Genomic DNA, 13,949 nt, shown 5'->3' with positions numbered 1-13,949 from the left:
GTCTTAACAGACCGACGGTTTTTTAGGAGTGCGCCATGAACGGCGACTGGACCGAGCAGCACATCCCCGATCAGCACGGGCGGGTCGCGATCGTGACCGGCGCCAACACCGGGCTGGGTTTCGAGACCGCCCGGATGCTCGCCGCGCGCGGGGCGGCGGTGGTCCTGGCCGTCCGCGACGTCGAGAAGGGCGAACGGGCCGCCGCCCGCATCACCGGCGACGTCACCGTCCAGGCCCTCGACCTGACCTCCCTGGACTCGGTCCGGTCCGCGGCGGCCGACCTGCGCGCCGCCCACCCGCGCATCGACCTTCTGATCAACAACGCGGGCGTGATGTACACCCCGAAGCAGACCACCGCCGACGGCTTCGAGCTGCAGTTCGGCACCAACCACCTCGGCCACTTCGCCCTCACCGGCCTGCTGCTGGACCGGCTCCTGCCCGTCCCCGGCTCCCGCGTCGTCACGGTCAGCAGCACCGGCCACCGCATCCGGGCCGCCATCCACTTCGACGACCTGCAATGGGAGCGCTCGTACGGCCGCGCCGCCGCCTACGGCCAGTCCAAGCTCGCCAACCTGATGTTCACGTACGAACTGCAGCGCCGGCTCGGTCCGCACGGCACCACGATCGCGGTGGCCGCCCATCCCGGCGTGTCCAACACCGAACTCATCCGCAACACACCCGCCGCGCTTCGGGTGCCCATCGCCTGGCTCGCGCCGCTGCTCACCCAGAAACCCGAGATGGGCGCCCTGCCCACCCTGCGCGCCGCCACCGATCCGGCCGTCATCGGCGGCCAGTACTACGGTCCCGGCAACCGGGGGGAGATCCGCGGCTACCCGAAGCTGGTCGACTCCAGTCCCGACTCCCACGACCAGGCCACGCAGCAGCGGTTGTGGACCGTCTCCGAGGAGCTCACCGGGGTGACGTTCCCCGTGCCGACCCCGCAGCGGAGGAATTCCTGAGGCCGGGCCGCGCCAAGGCCGACCCGGTCGTCTCGCGGCAGATTCGGTCGCGCGCGTGCTCTTCGGTCGCCATCGGCGCCGCCGCCCTTCCGTCGCCGTGCCGCGGGTGCGCGCCGTTCATCCTTGGGCCGTGGGCCGGACGACGAGTTCGTCGACGTCCTCGTTGACGTCAACGTCGGCGGGCTGGTCGACGGCGTAGCGGACCGCTTCGGCGATTGAGTTCGCTCCGGGTCAGGCCCGGGCTGATCACGGTGCCCCGCAGTTCCCGGCTCTCCTGGCGCAGGCCCTCCGACAGGGCGCGGACCGCGTGTCTGGTGGCGCTGTAGACGGCCGCGGTCTGGTAGACCCGCAGCCCCGAGACGGAGGAGACGTTCACGATGTGCCCGCGGCGCTGGGCCCGCACGAGCGGCAGGACGTCCGCTCGGGTCGTCCGCTCGGGTCGTCCGCTCGGGCCTCCGCTCGGGTCGTCCGTTCGCGGAACTGGCTCGGGTCCTCGCCGCGGGCAGTCATAACTGTTACGGTTACAACAGGACGGAGGCGAGGGACGACATGGGAGCCAACAGCAGGCTGACCGTCGCCGCGCACGCCCTGACCTGGATCGGGCTGTACCAGCGCCGCGGCCACGAGGTCGCCACCTCCGAGCAGATCGCGACGAGCGTCAACACCAACCCCGTGGTGATCCGCCGCCTGCTGGCCCAACTGCGCAAGGCCGGCCTGGTCGACTCGCGCAGAGGCGCCGGCGCCGGCTGGACGCTGTCGCGGGGCCTGCCGACGATCACCCTGCTCGACGTCTACGAAGCGGTGGAGCCGGGGCCGATCTTCGCCCTGCATCCCGCCACACCCGACCCCGAGTGCGTCGTGGGCCACGGCATAGCGCCGGTGCTGAGCGTCGTCTACGACGGGGTCGAGACCGCTCTCCGCGCGGAACTGGCGAGAACCACGCTGGAAGATGTGCTGCACGACGTACTGAAAGCCACCTAGCTTCGACCGCGGGCCCGACCGGGCCGCGCCGGCAGCGCGCTTTTCGCGGTCCCCAATGTAACCACAACCGTTACATCAACTCATTCGGAGAATGCCATGGGACAGCTGGACGACAAGACCGCCCTCGTGACCGGGGCCTCCACCGGCATCGGCCTGGCCATCGCCCGCCGGTTCGCCGCCGAGGGAGCCACCGTCTACCTCACCGGCCGCCGCAAGGCCGAACTGGAGCACGCCGTCGAACAGGTCGGCGACCGCGCCATCGGCATCCGCAGCGACGTATCGGAACTCGACGACCTCGACCGGCTCTTCGCCGAGATCACCGAGCGCGGCGGGCGTCTCGACATCGTCGTGGCCAACGCCGGCGTCGGCGAGTTCGGCCCGCTCGGCTCGATCACCGAGGAGGAGTACGACCGCACCACCTCCATCAACCTCAAGGGCACGATCTTCACCGTCCAGAAGGCGCTTCCGCTGCTGCCGGCCGGCGCCTCGGTGATCCTGCTCTCCTCCAGCGCGGCCCTGCGCGGAGTCCCGGGCCTGGGCGTCTACGCCGCCACCAAGGCCGCGATCCGCAGCCTCGCCCGCACCTGGGCCGCCGAACTCGCCGACCGCGGCATCCGCGTCAACGCCCTCACCCCCGGCCCCGTCACGACCCCCGGCGCCGACGAACTGCGAGCCGCGCTCCCGCAGGACGGCGACGCCGCCGAGCGCCCCGCGCCCACTCCCCTCGGCCGGGCGGGCCGCCCCGACGAGGTCGCGTCCACCGCCCTCTACCTGGCCGGGGACCAGAGCTCCTTCACCACCGGCGCGGAACTCCTCGTCGACGGCGGCACCACCCAGCTCTAGTCACCCCGACGACCTCGACACCCACCCCCGCGCCGGGGACGACGCGCTGACACCTGCTCAGCACGGCACAGGGGACGCGTATACGTCCTCCCGTGGGGGGTGGATCAGGCGGTGGGGAGCCGGCCGGCGCGGAAGACGGTGGCGGTTCGGGCCACGCTGCGGCCGAGGTGTTCCGCGGTGGCGATGTCGGCTTTGTGGACTGCCTCGGCGCCCTGGTCGACGTTCGTCTGGGCGGCGGCACCGAGGTGGAAGCCGAGCCGGTTGAGGTCGTTCTCGGATGCCTGGGAGGTGTTCCAGCCGGGATGGAGGCCGAGGTTGATCCAGTGCATGCCGAGCTGGGCGGCGAGCACCGTGAAGAACTGCAGGGTGTGCAGCTTGTCACCGCTCATCGCCCCGGAGTTGGTGAACCCGGCGGCGAGCTTGTCGCGCCACACCGCAGGGGCGAAACGCTTCGACGTGGCCTCGGCGAAGACGTGGAAGGCGCCGGAGGCGGTCCCCATGTAGGTGGGTGATCCGAGGATGATCGCGTCCGAGGAGTCCAGCGCGGACCACTGCTCGTCGGTGATCTCGTCGACCCTGATCAGGTGGACGGCCGCGCCGGTGTCGACGGCCCCGGCGCGGACCGCCTCGGCGAGCACGTCGGTGTGGCCGAAGCCGGAGTGGTAGGCGATGGAGACCAGGGGACCGGGGGAAATGCCAGGCACGGCGCGATGGGGATGCGAGGCGTTTCGCGGGGAACGCCAACGCGGCGCTCAGATGCGTACGGTCGTCTTTCCGCGCGCACCGCCGGCCATGATCCGGGCCAGCTCCCGCGGAACTTGCTCCAGCGGGACGTCCTGCCGGATCGGGGCGGTGATCCGGCCGGACGCGACCTCGGCGGTGATCCGGGCGAGCAGGTCCGGCTTGTCCCGCATCATGAAGTTGCTCACGGCGATCCGCTCCGACGCCAGCAGCTCCGGCGACGCGATGAGCGTCGCGGACACCGCCGCGCCCCGGTCCCGTACCAGCCCCGCGTACCGCGCGAAGCGGGCCGGGTCCCGCGTGAGATCGAGTACGCAGTCCACCCCGTCCGGGTGGTCCGCACGGAGCTGCTCGACCACGTCGACGGCGGTGTAGTCGATGGTCCGGGTGGCGCCGAGTTCGCGGAGCCACTGGTCGGCGTCGGCCCGGGCGGTGGCGATCACCTGCGCTCCCCGCGCGGCCGCCAACTGGACGGCGAAGACCCCCACCCCGCCGGTGGCGCCCACGATCAGGATCGACTGCCCGGCCTTGAGCCCGATGGAGTCGAGCGCGCCGAGCGCGGTCATGCCGGCGGTCGGCAGCGCCGCCGCGACCCGGGCGGACATCCCGTCCGGCACGCGCCGCAACGCACCGACCTCCGGGAACTGCGGGACCACCACGTATTCGGCGAACGTGCCGCTGCCCAGGGGCGCGCGCAGGAACTGTCCGTGCACGGCATCGCCGGGCGCCAGCCCGCGCACTCCCTCGCCCGCTTCCGTCACCCGGCCCGCACCGTCCACGCCCAGGACGAGCGGGAAGGTGGCGGGCATGGGCATCAAGCCCTCGGCGATGCCCGCGTCGATCGGGTTGAGCGACGCCGCCTCCAGCCTGACCAGAAGCTCTCCCGGCCCCGGGCTCGGTACGGCCAGGTCCATCAGTTCGGGCGTCTCACCGGTCTTCCGTACCGCGACTGCTCGCATGGCGGATCTCTCCTGTTCGGTCGGCTCGTTCGGTCGGCTCTTCTTGCGTGCCACTCACCACTCAAGTCGAGCCGACGGCGGACCTGAAGGACCGATCCGATACCCGGCTATACCCTGGAGGTATGAATGAGCTGGAGACGCGGCAGCTGCGCTATTTCGTCGCGGTGGCGGAAGAGCTCAACTTCGGACGCGCGGCCGAGCGGCTCGGCATTGCGCAGCCGCCGCTCTCGCGCGCGATCCGGGAGATCGAGCGTCAGCTCGGCGTGCGACTGTTCCAGCGCACCACGCGCCAGGTCACGTTGACGCGCGCCGGCGAGGTGCTGCTGGGGGACGCACGGACGGCACTCGACGCGGTCAGCGCCGCCGGCCGGCGGGCCCGGCACGCCGGGGAACCCACGCAGAAGCTTCGGCTCGCGCTCAAGGCCGACGTCGACGGCGGCCTGCTGCCTGCCATCCTCCGCGAGTACGCCCGCGAGGAGGGGGCTCTACCGGTCGCGCTGGTGCTCGGCCGCTACGGCGAGCAGGCCCAGGCGGTACGCGACGGCCGTGCGGACGCCGCGGTGCTGCTCGGCCCCTTCGACGAGCGCGGGCTGGACTCCGAGCAGTTGGTCACCGAGCCGTACCTGATCGCCGTCGCGGCCGACGCCCCGCTGGCCGCCCGTACGTCCGTTCGCCTCGCCGACCTGGCGGGCTGGGAGCTGCCCGACGGGTCCCCCGCGGACCAGGGGCTGGACGCTGCCCACGGCGGGCCGGGCGTGGCGCGCGCCCGCCCGTCCGGTCAGGGCCGGGACCCGGGCCAAGGCCGGGACCGGGACCAGCCGTCCGCGGCGGCGCAGGACTCCTCGGACCTGCCGCAGATCTTCAAGCTCATCGAACTCGGCAGCGCCGTCTGCTTCTTCCCCGCCTCGCTCACCCGGCGCTATCCACGCCCCGAGATCGCCTACCGGCCGGTCGAGGACCACGCGCCGGCGACCCTGTCCGTGGTCTGGCCGGAGCGCTCCCGCCGCCCGGCCGTCGCCGCGTTCGTCCGGGCGGCCACCAAGGTGGCGGAGGCCGCCCGGCCGGAGCCGGGCACCCCGCGGGCAGCCACCTGACAGAGCACCGCTCCCCCGGTCACCGCCCACGGCAGCGCGCCCGCCGGCCCGGTCAACCCCGCGTCGGCCCAGTACACGGTCGGCAGTCCGTTCTTCGCACAAGTTCGACAAGGCGGTGCTCCGCGACTCGGGTCTCGCGGGGGGCGGTGCGGGCCCGCGTTGTCGATCGCCTCGGGCCGGGCGGGATCGGTCGGACCGGCCCTGACCACAGGTGAGGACGGGGGCGGCCCAGTCGGCGTGGTCGTTGCCGTTGCCGCCGTCGCCGACGTCCAGGTCGAGGATCTGACCGTCGGTGACGGGGACGTCGATGCTGACCGGCGCCGACTGCCCGGTGAGGACCGGGGTGGTGGTGAGGACCTCGCCGTCGAGGATGACGGAGAAGGGGCGGCCGCTCTGCTGGAAGGGGAGGGCACAGTCGCGCCGAGCGGCGTTAAGACGTCTGTACGGACTCGCTCGCCACGCCGGCGCGGGGCAGCGAAGCCGCCGACCGCACCAGGGACGCCCGGCGGCGAGCGCTCAGGAACTCCCATCCGAGTGCTCGCGAACGCCCATCCGGTGGACCGTGTCGGCAGCAACAGCGCCCGGGCGGCCCGTTCCTGACGGCGGGATAGGGTTCGGTCCAGAAGATCCACTTGGCGCAGGCGAGTCGTGCCGGGGTCGGACACGGTGGCCGCTCGAGGAGGGACCCGATGCTGGAGGCTCTGGGGCTGGGCGCGCCCGAAGAGGCCGTGTACATGGCGCTGTTGGCCGGACCGGCAGCCTCCGCGCAGGACCTCGCCTGGCAGACCGGGCTTGAGGAGGCCACCAGCGAGCGGATACTGCGGGACCTCACGGCACGCGGCTTGGTGGCCGTCGCCACCGACACCCGGACATCGGGCCCGGCCGGGCTCGAAGGCCGGCCCGAACCCGGACCCGTAGCCGGACCCGGACCCGCATCCGCATCCGCACCCGAAGAGCCCGGAGCCGGGGTCCGCCGGCCCACCCGCTACCGGCTCACCCCACCGTCGATGGCCCTGGCCCCCCTCCTCGTCGAGCAGCGCAACGCCCTGCACCTGGCCGAGACCGCGTACGCGAAGCTGACCGAGCGGTACCGCCACACCGCCGCGCACACGGACGGCGGTGTCGTGGAGGTGGTCGTCGGCGCGGAGCAGGTCGCGCACCGGTTCCACCAGCTGCACTGCGGCGCCCAGCGGGAACTGCTCGTCTTCCTCGTCGGCGAGGCCGTCGCGGTGGCACGGGAGGACGCCGACTCGTCGGAGAGTTCCGCCCTGGGCCGGGGGGTCGACTTCCGGGTGGTGGCCGCGAAGGACTATCTCGACGGTGACGACGTGGTGCGGGACGTGCGGGAGGCCGTGACGGCGGGCGTCGCGTTTCGCCTGGTCGACTCGCTGCCGCTGAAGATGGTCATCTCGGACCGGGAACGCGCCATGGTGCCGCTGGAGATGACGGACTCCGGCGGCGTGCCGAGCGCGGTCGTCGTTCACCGCAGCGGTCTGCTGACGGCCCTGGTACATCTCTTCGAGAAGGAGTGGGCCCAGGCCCGGCCGGTGTTCACCGGCACGGGGACCCTGGAGGACACGGCCGGCGACCCGCAGCCGACCGCGGAGGAGCTGGAGGTCCTCGCCCTGCTGCTGGCCGGGGTCTCCGACCGCCGGGCGGCATCCCAACTCGGCCTCTCCATCCGCACCGTGGAGCGACGGGTACGCCGGCTGACGGACCTCGCCGGCGGAGGGTCGCGCCTCCAACTCGGATGGCACGCCGCACGCGCGGGCTGGCTCTGAGCGGATCACCGCCGTAGGGGCCGGGCACGGGGAGTCCGTCCGCGGAATCCGTCCGGGGAATCCCCCCGCGGAATGCGCCCGCGGAACGGACCCCGCGCGGCGGAACGACCCGGCGGACACGGCCGATTGTCGGAATGCCGTCACGCGGGAGACCCGTCACCCGCGGCGCGTCTCAGCGATCCGTATCCCTGCCAGGATGCAGCCGAGCATGGCATGTCCACGGCTTCGAGTAGGGAGACTCATGCATCCAATAGCGCGGATGGCCCTGGGCGCGGCGACCGCCGCCGTCCTGGCCGTCACCGCCGGCGCGCCGTCCGGGGCAGCGACCGCACCCCCTGACGGTGCCTCCGGGCAACGTCCCCTCACCGGCAGCGGAACCGCGGCGACGGGCGGCAGGCAGGTCACCGTCACCCTCGTCACCGGCGACAAGGTCGTGGTGACCACGGACCCGTCGGGCCACAGCTCGGCGGCCGTGCTGCCCCACGAGGACGGCACCCAGCCGCTGGTGGAGACCTTCCAGTCGGGCAAGGACCTCTATGTCTACCCGGCGGACGCCGCCCAGGCGATCGCCGAGGGCAAGGTCGACCAGCAGCTGTTCAACGTCACCGGGCTCATCCGCCAGGGGTACGACGACGCCCACAGCAGCACGCTGCCCCTCATCGCCACCTACCAGAACGGGGTGAACGTCGCCGCCAGTGCGCCGGCGGCCCCGCGGGGCGCCGAGCAGGGCCTGCGCCTCCCGGCCGTGGACGGCGTCGCGCTCAAGGCCGACAAGTCCACCGCCGGCACTTTCTGGCAGGACATCACCGGCACCCGGTCGCGTTCCGCCTCCTCGCTGAAGAAGCTGTGGCTGGACAGCAAGGTCAAGGCGACGCTGGAGCAGTCCACCCAGCAGGTGCACGCGCCGCAGGCGTGGGCCGAGGGCTACGACGGCAAGGGCACCAAGGTCGCCGTGCTGGACACGGGTGTGGACGCCGAACACCCGGACCTGGTCGACCGGATCGCCGAGTCGAAGAACTTCACGGACTCCGACAGCACCGACGACCGGCACGGCCACGGCACGCACACCGCCTCCACCGTCGGCGGCTCCGGAGCCGCGAGCGACGGCCGCGAGAAGGGCGTCGCCCCCGGAACCTCCCTGCTCATCGGCAAGGTCCTCGACGACAGCGGCTCCGGCGACACCTCCTGGATCATCGCGGGCATGCAGTGGGCCGTCGACCAGCAGGCCGACGTCGTCTCCATGAGCCTGGGCAACCCCGAGATCGGCGACTGCTCCGACCCGCTGGCCCAGGCCGCGCAGGATCTCTCGCAGAACACGCACACCCTGTTCGTCGTCGCCGCCGGCAACTCCGGTCCCGGCACCGAGACCGTCTCCTCGCCCGGTTGCGCGCCCGGCGTGCTGACCGTCGGGGCCGTCGACCAGACGGACGCCACCGCGTCGTTCTCCAGCCGCGGGCCGGTGGCCGTCACCCACACCCTCAAGCCCGAGATCGCCGCCCCCGGCGTCGACATCCTCGCGGCCAAGGCGGGCGGACGGGGTGTCTACGCCTACCAGACGATGTCGGGCACCTCCATGGCCACCCCGCACGTCGCCGGCGCGGCGGCCGTCGTCCGCCAGGCCCACCCGACCTGGACCGCGCAGCAGATCAAGGCCGCGCTGGTCTCCTCCGCCCGTACCGGCGGCAAGGTCGCGGGCGCCGACCAGACCGGGGGCGGTGTCCTCGACGTGTACGCGGCGGTGCACCAGAAGGTGCTCTCCGCGCCGGCCGTGCAAGGCGGCAGCTACAACTGGCCGCAGGACGCCTCGGACCGCACCACCGTGCAGGTGCCCTTCACCAACACCGGCACGGCCGCGGTCACCCTGGGTCTCAAGGTCAGCGGCGTGCACGGCAACGACGGCAGCGACGTCGGCTCCCCCGTCATCAAGCCGGCGCAGGGCAAGGTGAGCGTTCCCGCGGGGGCCACCGTCCAGGTGCCGGTGCGGATCGATCCGACCGCCCGTCTCACCGCCGCCCAGTACGGAGCGGTCACCGGCCGGATCACGGCCACCGGCGGCGGCGCGCACGTCTCCGTGCCGGTCACGCTCTACGTCCAGCCGGAGACGCTCACCCTGCGGGTCAAGGTCGTCGACCGCAACGGCGCGCCCGCGACCGGCGCTTCGTCCGTGGACCTGGTCAGCCTCGACACCGCCAAGGGCGAGCGCCGCAGCAACGACGGCGCGAGCGACCAGACGTACAGCGTGCGGCCGGGCGACTACGCCCTCTCCGGCTTCGTGGCCACCTACGACGCGGACAACGCCGTCGAATCCATCGGCTACCTCGCGCGCCCGCAGGTCCACCTCACCCGGGACACCACCATCGTCCTGGACGCCCGCACGGCGCACCGGTTGAGCGTGCGCACCGACCGCCCCTCGACGGTGAGCCACACCACCTTCAGCTACGGCCGCACCTGGGACGACACCTGGCAGCTGAGCGGCTCGCTGATGGCCGGCAGCGACGTGCAGAAGTTCTACGCCTCCGTCGACGGGCGCGCGAAGAAGGGCACCTTCGAGTTCCGGCCCACCTGGCGCGCGACCGGTACGCAGAACGGCTCGCCGTACGTCTACAACCTCTCGTTCCCGACGCAGGGCCCGCTGACGTCCGACCAGGTCTACCGGCCGCGGGACACCAAGCTGGCCCAGGTCACCGAGAAGTGGTACGCCCTCGGCAAGGAAGCCGACTACATGGACGGGCTGTTCCTCGTCCCCTCCTCGGACAGCGGCACCAGCATCACGGTGAGCCTGTTCGACCCGGTCCACGTACCGGGGACGCGGACCGCCTACTACACGACCGGCGACGACGTCTGGCAGCACGGCGCGATGACCAGCTTCCCGTTCGCCGCGTACATGGGCGACCAGAACCGCACCTACCGGGCCGGCGAGCGCCGTACCGAGGAGTGGTACCGCGGTCTCCTGCGGCCGGCGGCGCCGCGCGACACGGACGGCAAGTTGGAACTGGCCGCCGAGCGGCAGGGCGACCTGATCGGCTTCCAGAGCGCGCTGTGGCTCGACGCCTCCGGTGACCACTGGTCCGACGGCGCGTCGTTCGGCGACCTCGGCAACCTGGTGCTGAAGCGCAACGGCGAGCAGATCGCCACCAGCGCGTATCCGTACGACGTGTTCACGGTGCCGCCCGAGGACTCCGCCTACGAGCTCACCCAGAACCTGTCCAAGATCCCGACCTCGGACCCGAACTGGCTGCGCTCCACCGCCGTCACCACCACCTGGAGCTTCCGCTCGCACCTGGAGCCGGACGTCTCCTCCCGTGGCCTGCCGATCCTGTTCCCGGCGTACGACCTGCCGGTGGACAGTACGAACACGCTGCCCGCGCGGAGCGGCATCACGGTCGGCCTGTCGGCGGAGGGCCACGCCGGGTACACCCCGGGCGCGATCACCGCGGCCGCGCTGTCCTACTCCTACGACGACGGCGCCACCTGGACCCAGGCGCCGGCCCGTCAGCAGCACGGGAAGTGGACCGCTGTCCTCGACCACACCGGCGCCGCCGGCAAGCAGGTCACGCTGAAGGTCTCCCTCACCGACGCGAACGGCAACGCGGTCACCCAGACCGTCACCCGCGCCTACGACGTGCGTTAGCCGGACAGGCAGACGGAGGAGCGGGCCCGTGTCAGGGACACGGGCCCGCTCCTTTCGGCTATCGCGCCGCCTTCCGGGTGGTCACCTCAGCCCGATGCGGTCGACGGGAATGCGGTGGTAGCCGGGAAGTTGCGCGGCGATCCGGTCGTCACCGCCCAGCCGCGCCGTCCCGTCGGTGACCGTCACCACCCCTGGGTCGGCGGTGACGACGGTGTTGTCCTTCGGGTACGCCGGGTCGTCGTCGCATCACGCCCCTCGCGTTCCCCGACCCGCCGTTGCTCAACGCCGTGGGCTGCCACGAGCCGTGGGCGTTGCGCGCGATCGTCGAAGTGGACTGCGGGGACGGCCTGGTCGGGCTCGGCGAGACCTACGGTGACGCCTCGCGCCTGACGGTGCTGCGTACGGTGGCACCGCTGCTCGTCGGGCTGGACCCGTTCCGGACCGAGCATCTCAGGTCCGTGGTGGACCAGTTGCTCGGCACCGCCGAGGCACCGGCGGAGAAGCTCGGGCCCGCCGGAGGGATGGGCCCGGAGAAGACGGCGCTGCGGGTCTTCTCCGCGTTCGCGGTCGCCTGCCTGGACCTCCAGGGCCAGGCGATCGGCCGTCCTCGACGCCATCCGCGCGCTGCGCGCGGAGTTCCCCACGCTGCCGCCGCGCATCCACCCCAACGCCGCCTGGAGCGTGGCGACTTCGCGCCGGGTCGCCGCCGAGACGCAGGGCCTGCTGGAGTATCCGGAGGACCGATCACCAACTGGGGCGGGCTGCGGCAGTCCGTGCGGCTGGCGGGCATCTGCGAGACCTGGGGGCTCGGCCTGTCGACGCACTCCAACAGCCACCTCGGCATCAGCCTCGCCGCGATGACCCATCTCGGTGCGGCCCTGCCGCAGATGGCGTACGCCGCGGACACCCACACGCCGTGGCAGCTCGGCGTCGACGTGGTGGAGCATCCGCTGACCTTCGTGAACGGGGCCGTGCCGGTGCCGACGTCGCCGGGGCTCGGCGTGCGGCTGGACCGGGACGCGCTCGCTCGGCTGCACGAGAACTACCTGCGGCAGGGCATCACCGGCCGCGACGACACGGGCTACATGCGACGGTTCCACCCGGACTTCGACCCGGCCAAGCCGCGCTGGTGACCTGAGCGCCGGTCGGCCCGGCAGCGGTTCCGAGTCCATGGGCGGAGAGGGGGCAGGGGCGGAGCGGCACGTCCGACGGCTCGCCGGGAGCGGTCAGGGCTCGACCAGGTCCAGTACCGCGGCGAGTTCGCGCTCCAGTTCCTCGATCCGCGGGCGGTCGGGGCCCATCACCGCGTAGCGCCAGTGGGTCCCGGCCCCGCTGGGACGGGCGGCGCCGCCGGCGTACAGGACGACGCCTTCGCCGTGCGTGGAGCCGTAGGCCAGTCCGGTGGTGTCCAGGCGCCGGACGGCCTGGGTGAGCGTGTGCGGGGTGCGGGCGGTCCGTTTGGCGATGAGCCAGGCGGGCGCCGGGCGGCCGGCGGCGTGGCCGAGGCGGGTGACCATGGCCTGCGGTGTGGTGGTGGCCGTGCGCCGTACGTTGCTCTCGGTGGCGTGGAGCGTTCCGTCGTCGTCCAGGAGGGCGTCGATGCTGTACGGCCCGGCGTACCCGTGGTCGGCGAGGTGCTGTCCGAGGGCGACGCCCCACGCGTGCAGTTCCGCGATCACCTCGGCGGGTACGTCGCGAAGCGGTGAGCGGTAGCCGGTGAACGAGCCGTCGTGGGTGAGCATCTCGCCGCTGAACACGACCCGTGGCCCGGCCGCCTCGACGACGCACTGCACGCTGACCTCCTTCGTGTACTGGACGCAGCGCTCCACGACCCACAGCCCGGTCCCGTCCGGTTCCGCTCCGGCGGCCGGGTCGCCGCGGGAGACGAACCGCATGCCGACGCCGCCCGCGGAGCGGTCCGCCTTGACCACCACCCGCCCGAACCTGGACACCATCCGCGCCACCGCACCCGGCACTTCGGCGCCTTGGCACACCTGGCCTTCCGGCATCCGGATGCCCCGCTCCCGCGCGACGGCGCGGAACCCGGTCTTCGTGTTGAGCCGGTCCACCGCGCCCAGCACGCCGGCGCCGGGCCGGCCGGACGCGAACGGGAAGACCTGGATGCCGAGTTCGGCGGCCAGCGCGACCGCAGCGCCGTCCAGCACGAGAGGAAGCAGCCGTGTCCCGGGATGCCGGCGGGCCAGGTCCTGGAGGGTTCCGCCGAGTCCGTGCCGCCGGACGGCCTCCGGCATGCCGGTTCCCGGCAGGTCCGGAACGACGACGACCTCCACCGACTCGTGGGGGAACCCGAGCAGCCCTCCGGCGTAGCGCCGGAAGTCCTCCGGGATCGGGACCGGGCTGACCAGCACGTCACCGGGACGGGCCAGCCAGACCTTCCGGGGCGCCTGCTCCGACCACCCCCGCACCGCCTCGCTCGCGTCCAGACTCGCCGGCACCGGGGAAGCGAAGTTCGCGAGAAGAACCAGCGGAGCGACGTCGTCGTGCTCCGGAATCATGATCCGGTCCTTCCCGTTTCCCGTTCCCCGCTTCCCCGTTGCCACATCTCGGGCGGTCGGCTCAGTCGTCGTTCGAGTCGGGAACCAAGACGCTCTGGCCGAACTCGCTGACGGCCCGCTCGCCCGGGCCGACGACGCGGAGCAGGTCACCCGAGCAGCGCGGGCCGCTGTAGACGACCACCGGCTGGTCGGTCTGGTTGTCCACGGTCAGCGGCCACCGGTTCGAGTCGTAGCAGCCCTGCGGGTTCTGGTAGGCGCGTCCGTCGACGATCAACGTGCCCGCGGCCGCCTGGGCGAACGCGGGGACGGCCATCGCGATGCTCGCGGCAGCGGCGAGGGTGCCCAGCGTCTTCATGGCGCGTTTCATCGGTCTCCTCCGTGCAGACTCGGCCGCCGTGTGCGGCCTTCACCGGGATCATGGAGGGCGCCGACGGTGACACACCG

At 72.6% G+C, this 13,949-nt stretch carries 10 protein-coding genes and 3 pseudogenes; 7 read left to right on the top strand and 6 right to left on the bottom strand.

All coding sequences use genetic code 11. From position 1 onward, the window contains the following. Positions 1–35 precede the first annotated feature (35 nt). Positions 36–959: an SDR family NAD(P)-dependent oxidoreductase gene (locus ACIPAE_RS16300; protein WP_366414235.1), complete on the top strand. Its 924-nt coding sequence runs from the start codon at positions 36–38 to the stop codon at positions 957–959. A gap of 117 nt (positions 960–1,076) precedes the next feature. On the opposite strand, the pseudogene ACIPAE_RS16295 reads toward ACIPAE_RS16300, so the two are convergent. Next, positions 1,077–1,380: pseudogene (locus tag ACIPAE_RS16295) on the bottom strand (SDR family oxidoreductase); the annotation flags it as partial. Between the two features lie 128 nt (positions 1,381–1,508). On the opposite strand from ACIPAE_RS16295, the gene ACIPAE_RS16290 reads away from it, so the two are divergent. Beyond that, a complete protein-coding gene (locus ACIPAE_RS16290) occupies positions 1,509–1,940 on the top strand; it encodes an Rrf2 family transcriptional regulator (protein WP_329371446.1) in 432 nt (143 codons plus the stop codon). Between the two features lie 96 nt (positions 1,941–2,036). Beyond that, on the top strand, positions 2,037–2,783 hold the full coding sequence (locus tag ACIPAE_RS16285) for an SDR family NAD(P)-dependent oxidoreductase (protein ID WP_402445659.1): 747 nt from the start codon (positions 2,037–2,039) through the stop codon (positions 2,781–2,783). A 104-nt stretch (positions 2,784–2,887) separates the two neighbouring features. On the opposite strand, the gene ACIPAE_RS16280 is transcribed toward ACIPAE_RS16285, so the two are convergent. Further along, positions 2,888–3,487 carry a flavodoxin family protein gene (locus tag ACIPAE_RS16280; RefSeq protein WP_402445657.1) on the bottom strand — a complete coding sequence of 200 codons (600 nt, stop codon included), beginning with the start codon at positions 3,485–3,487 and terminating at the stop codon, positions 2,888–2,890. A 48-nt stretch (positions 3,488–3,535) separates the two neighbouring features. Beyond that, positions 3,536–4,483: an NADP-dependent oxidoreductase gene (locus ACIPAE_RS16275; protein ID WP_402445655.1), complete on the bottom strand. Its 948-nt coding sequence runs from the start codon at positions 4,481–4,483 to the stop codon at positions 3,536–3,538. A 122-nt stretch (positions 4,484–4,605) separates the two neighbouring features. Between ACIPAE_RS16275 and ACIPAE_RS16270 the strand changes: the two genes are divergently transcribed. Beyond that, the gene (locus ACIPAE_RS16270; protein ID WP_402445653.1) at positions 4,606–5,577 is read left to right on the top strand and encodes a LysR family transcriptional regulator; all 972 of its coding nucleotides are present in this window, start codon (positions 4,606–4,608) and stop codon (positions 5,575–5,577) included. Positions 5,578–5,799: 222 nt separating this feature from the next. On the opposite strand, the pseudogene ACIPAE_RS16265 reads toward ACIPAE_RS16270, so the two are convergent. Further along, positions 5,800–5,949, bottom strand: a pseudogene (locus ACIPAE_RS16265) (NPCBM/NEW2 domain-containing protein); the annotation flags it as partial. 317 nt (positions 5,950–6,266) lie between these two features. On the opposite strand from ACIPAE_RS16265, the gene ACIPAE_RS16260 reads away from it, so the two are divergent. The 3 genes and pseudogenes from ACIPAE_RS16260 (at position 6,267) to ACIPAE_RS16250 (ending at position 12,122) form a co-directional block, all read left to right on the top strand. Further along, a complete protein-coding gene (locus ACIPAE_RS16260; RefSeq protein WP_402445651.1) occupies positions 6,267–7,358 on the top strand; it encodes a helix-turn-helix domain-containing protein in 1,092 nt (363 codons plus the stop codon). A 241-nt stretch (positions 7,359–7,599) separates the two neighbouring features. Beyond that, on the top strand, positions 7,600–10,989 hold the full coding sequence (locus ACIPAE_RS16255; RefSeq protein ID WP_402445649.1) for a S8 family peptidase: 3,390 nt from the start codon (positions 7,600–7,602) through the stop codon (positions 10,987–10,989). A gap of 245 nt (positions 10,990–11,234) precedes the next feature. Continuing rightward, a pseudogene (locus ACIPAE_RS16250) lies at positions 11,235–12,122 on the top strand (enolase C-terminal domain-like protein). Positions 12,123–12,215: 93 nt separating this feature from the next. Here ACIPAE_RS16250 and ACIPAE_RS16245 read toward each other — a convergent pair. Both ACIPAE_RS16245 and ACIPAE_RS16240 read right to left on the bottom strand, forming a co-directional pair. Further along, the gene (locus ACIPAE_RS16245) at positions 12,216–13,505 is read right to left on the bottom strand and encodes a peptide ligase PGM1-related protein (protein ID WP_402445647.1); all 1,290 of its coding nucleotides are present in this window, start codon (positions 13,503–13,505) and stop codon (positions 12,216–12,218) included. 61 nt (positions 13,506–13,566) lie between these two features. Continuing rightward, the gene (locus ACIPAE_RS16240; RefSeq protein ID WP_366412236.1) at positions 13,567–13,872 is read right to left on the bottom strand and encodes a hypothetical protein; all 306 of its coding nucleotides are present in this window, start codon (positions 13,870–13,872) and stop codon (positions 13,567–13,569) included. Between the last annotated feature and the right edge of the window lie 77 nt (positions 13,873–13,949).

Origin of the sequence: Streptomyces sp. NPDC087270 (assembly GCF_044744625.1) — a bacterium.
Lineage (GTDB): Bacteria > Actinomycetota > Actinomycetes > Streptomycetales > Streptomycetaceae > Actinacidiphila.
Note: the sequence above shows the minus strand (reverse complement) of the source record. Positions and strands in the feature narration are given on the sequence as shown.

Bases quoted from the DNA above. Each gene is read 5' to 3' on its own strand.
- ACIPAE_RS16300 (WP_366414235.1), top strand. From the start codon at position 36: ATGAACGGCGACTGGACCGAGCAGCACATCCCCGATCAGCACGGGCGG.
- ACIPAE_RS16290 (WP_329371446.1), top strand. From the start codon at position 1,509: ATGGGAGCCAACAGCAGGCTGACCGTCGCCGCGCACGCCCTGACCTGG.
- ACIPAE_RS16285 (WP_402445659.1), top strand. From the start codon at position 2,037: ATGGGACAGCTGGACGACAAGACCGCCCTCGTGACCGGGGCCTCCACC.
- ACIPAE_RS16275 (WP_402445655.1), bottom strand. From the start codon at position 4,483: ATGCGAGCAGTCGCGGTACGGAAGACCGGTGAGACGCCCGAACTGATG.
- ACIPAE_RS16270 (WP_402445653.1), top strand. From the start codon at position 4,606: ATGAATGAGCTGGAGACGCGGCAGCTGCGCTATTTCGTCGCGGTGGCG.
- ACIPAE_RS16260 (WP_402445651.1), top strand. From the start codon at position 6,267: ATGCTGGAGGCTCTGGGGCTGGGCGCGCCCGAAGAGGCCGTGTACATG.
- ACIPAE_RS16255 (WP_402445649.1), top strand. From the start codon at position 7,600: ATGCATCCAATAGCGCGGATGGCCCTGGGCGCGGCGACCGCCGCCGTC.
- ACIPAE_RS16245 (WP_402445647.1), bottom strand. From the start codon at position 13,505: ATGATTCCGGAGCACGACGACGTCGCTCCGCTGGTTCTTCTCGCGAAC.
- ACIPAE_RS16240 (WP_366412236.1), bottom strand. From the start codon at position 13,872: ATGAAACGCGCCATGAAGACGCTGGGCACCCTCGCCGCTGCCGCGAGC.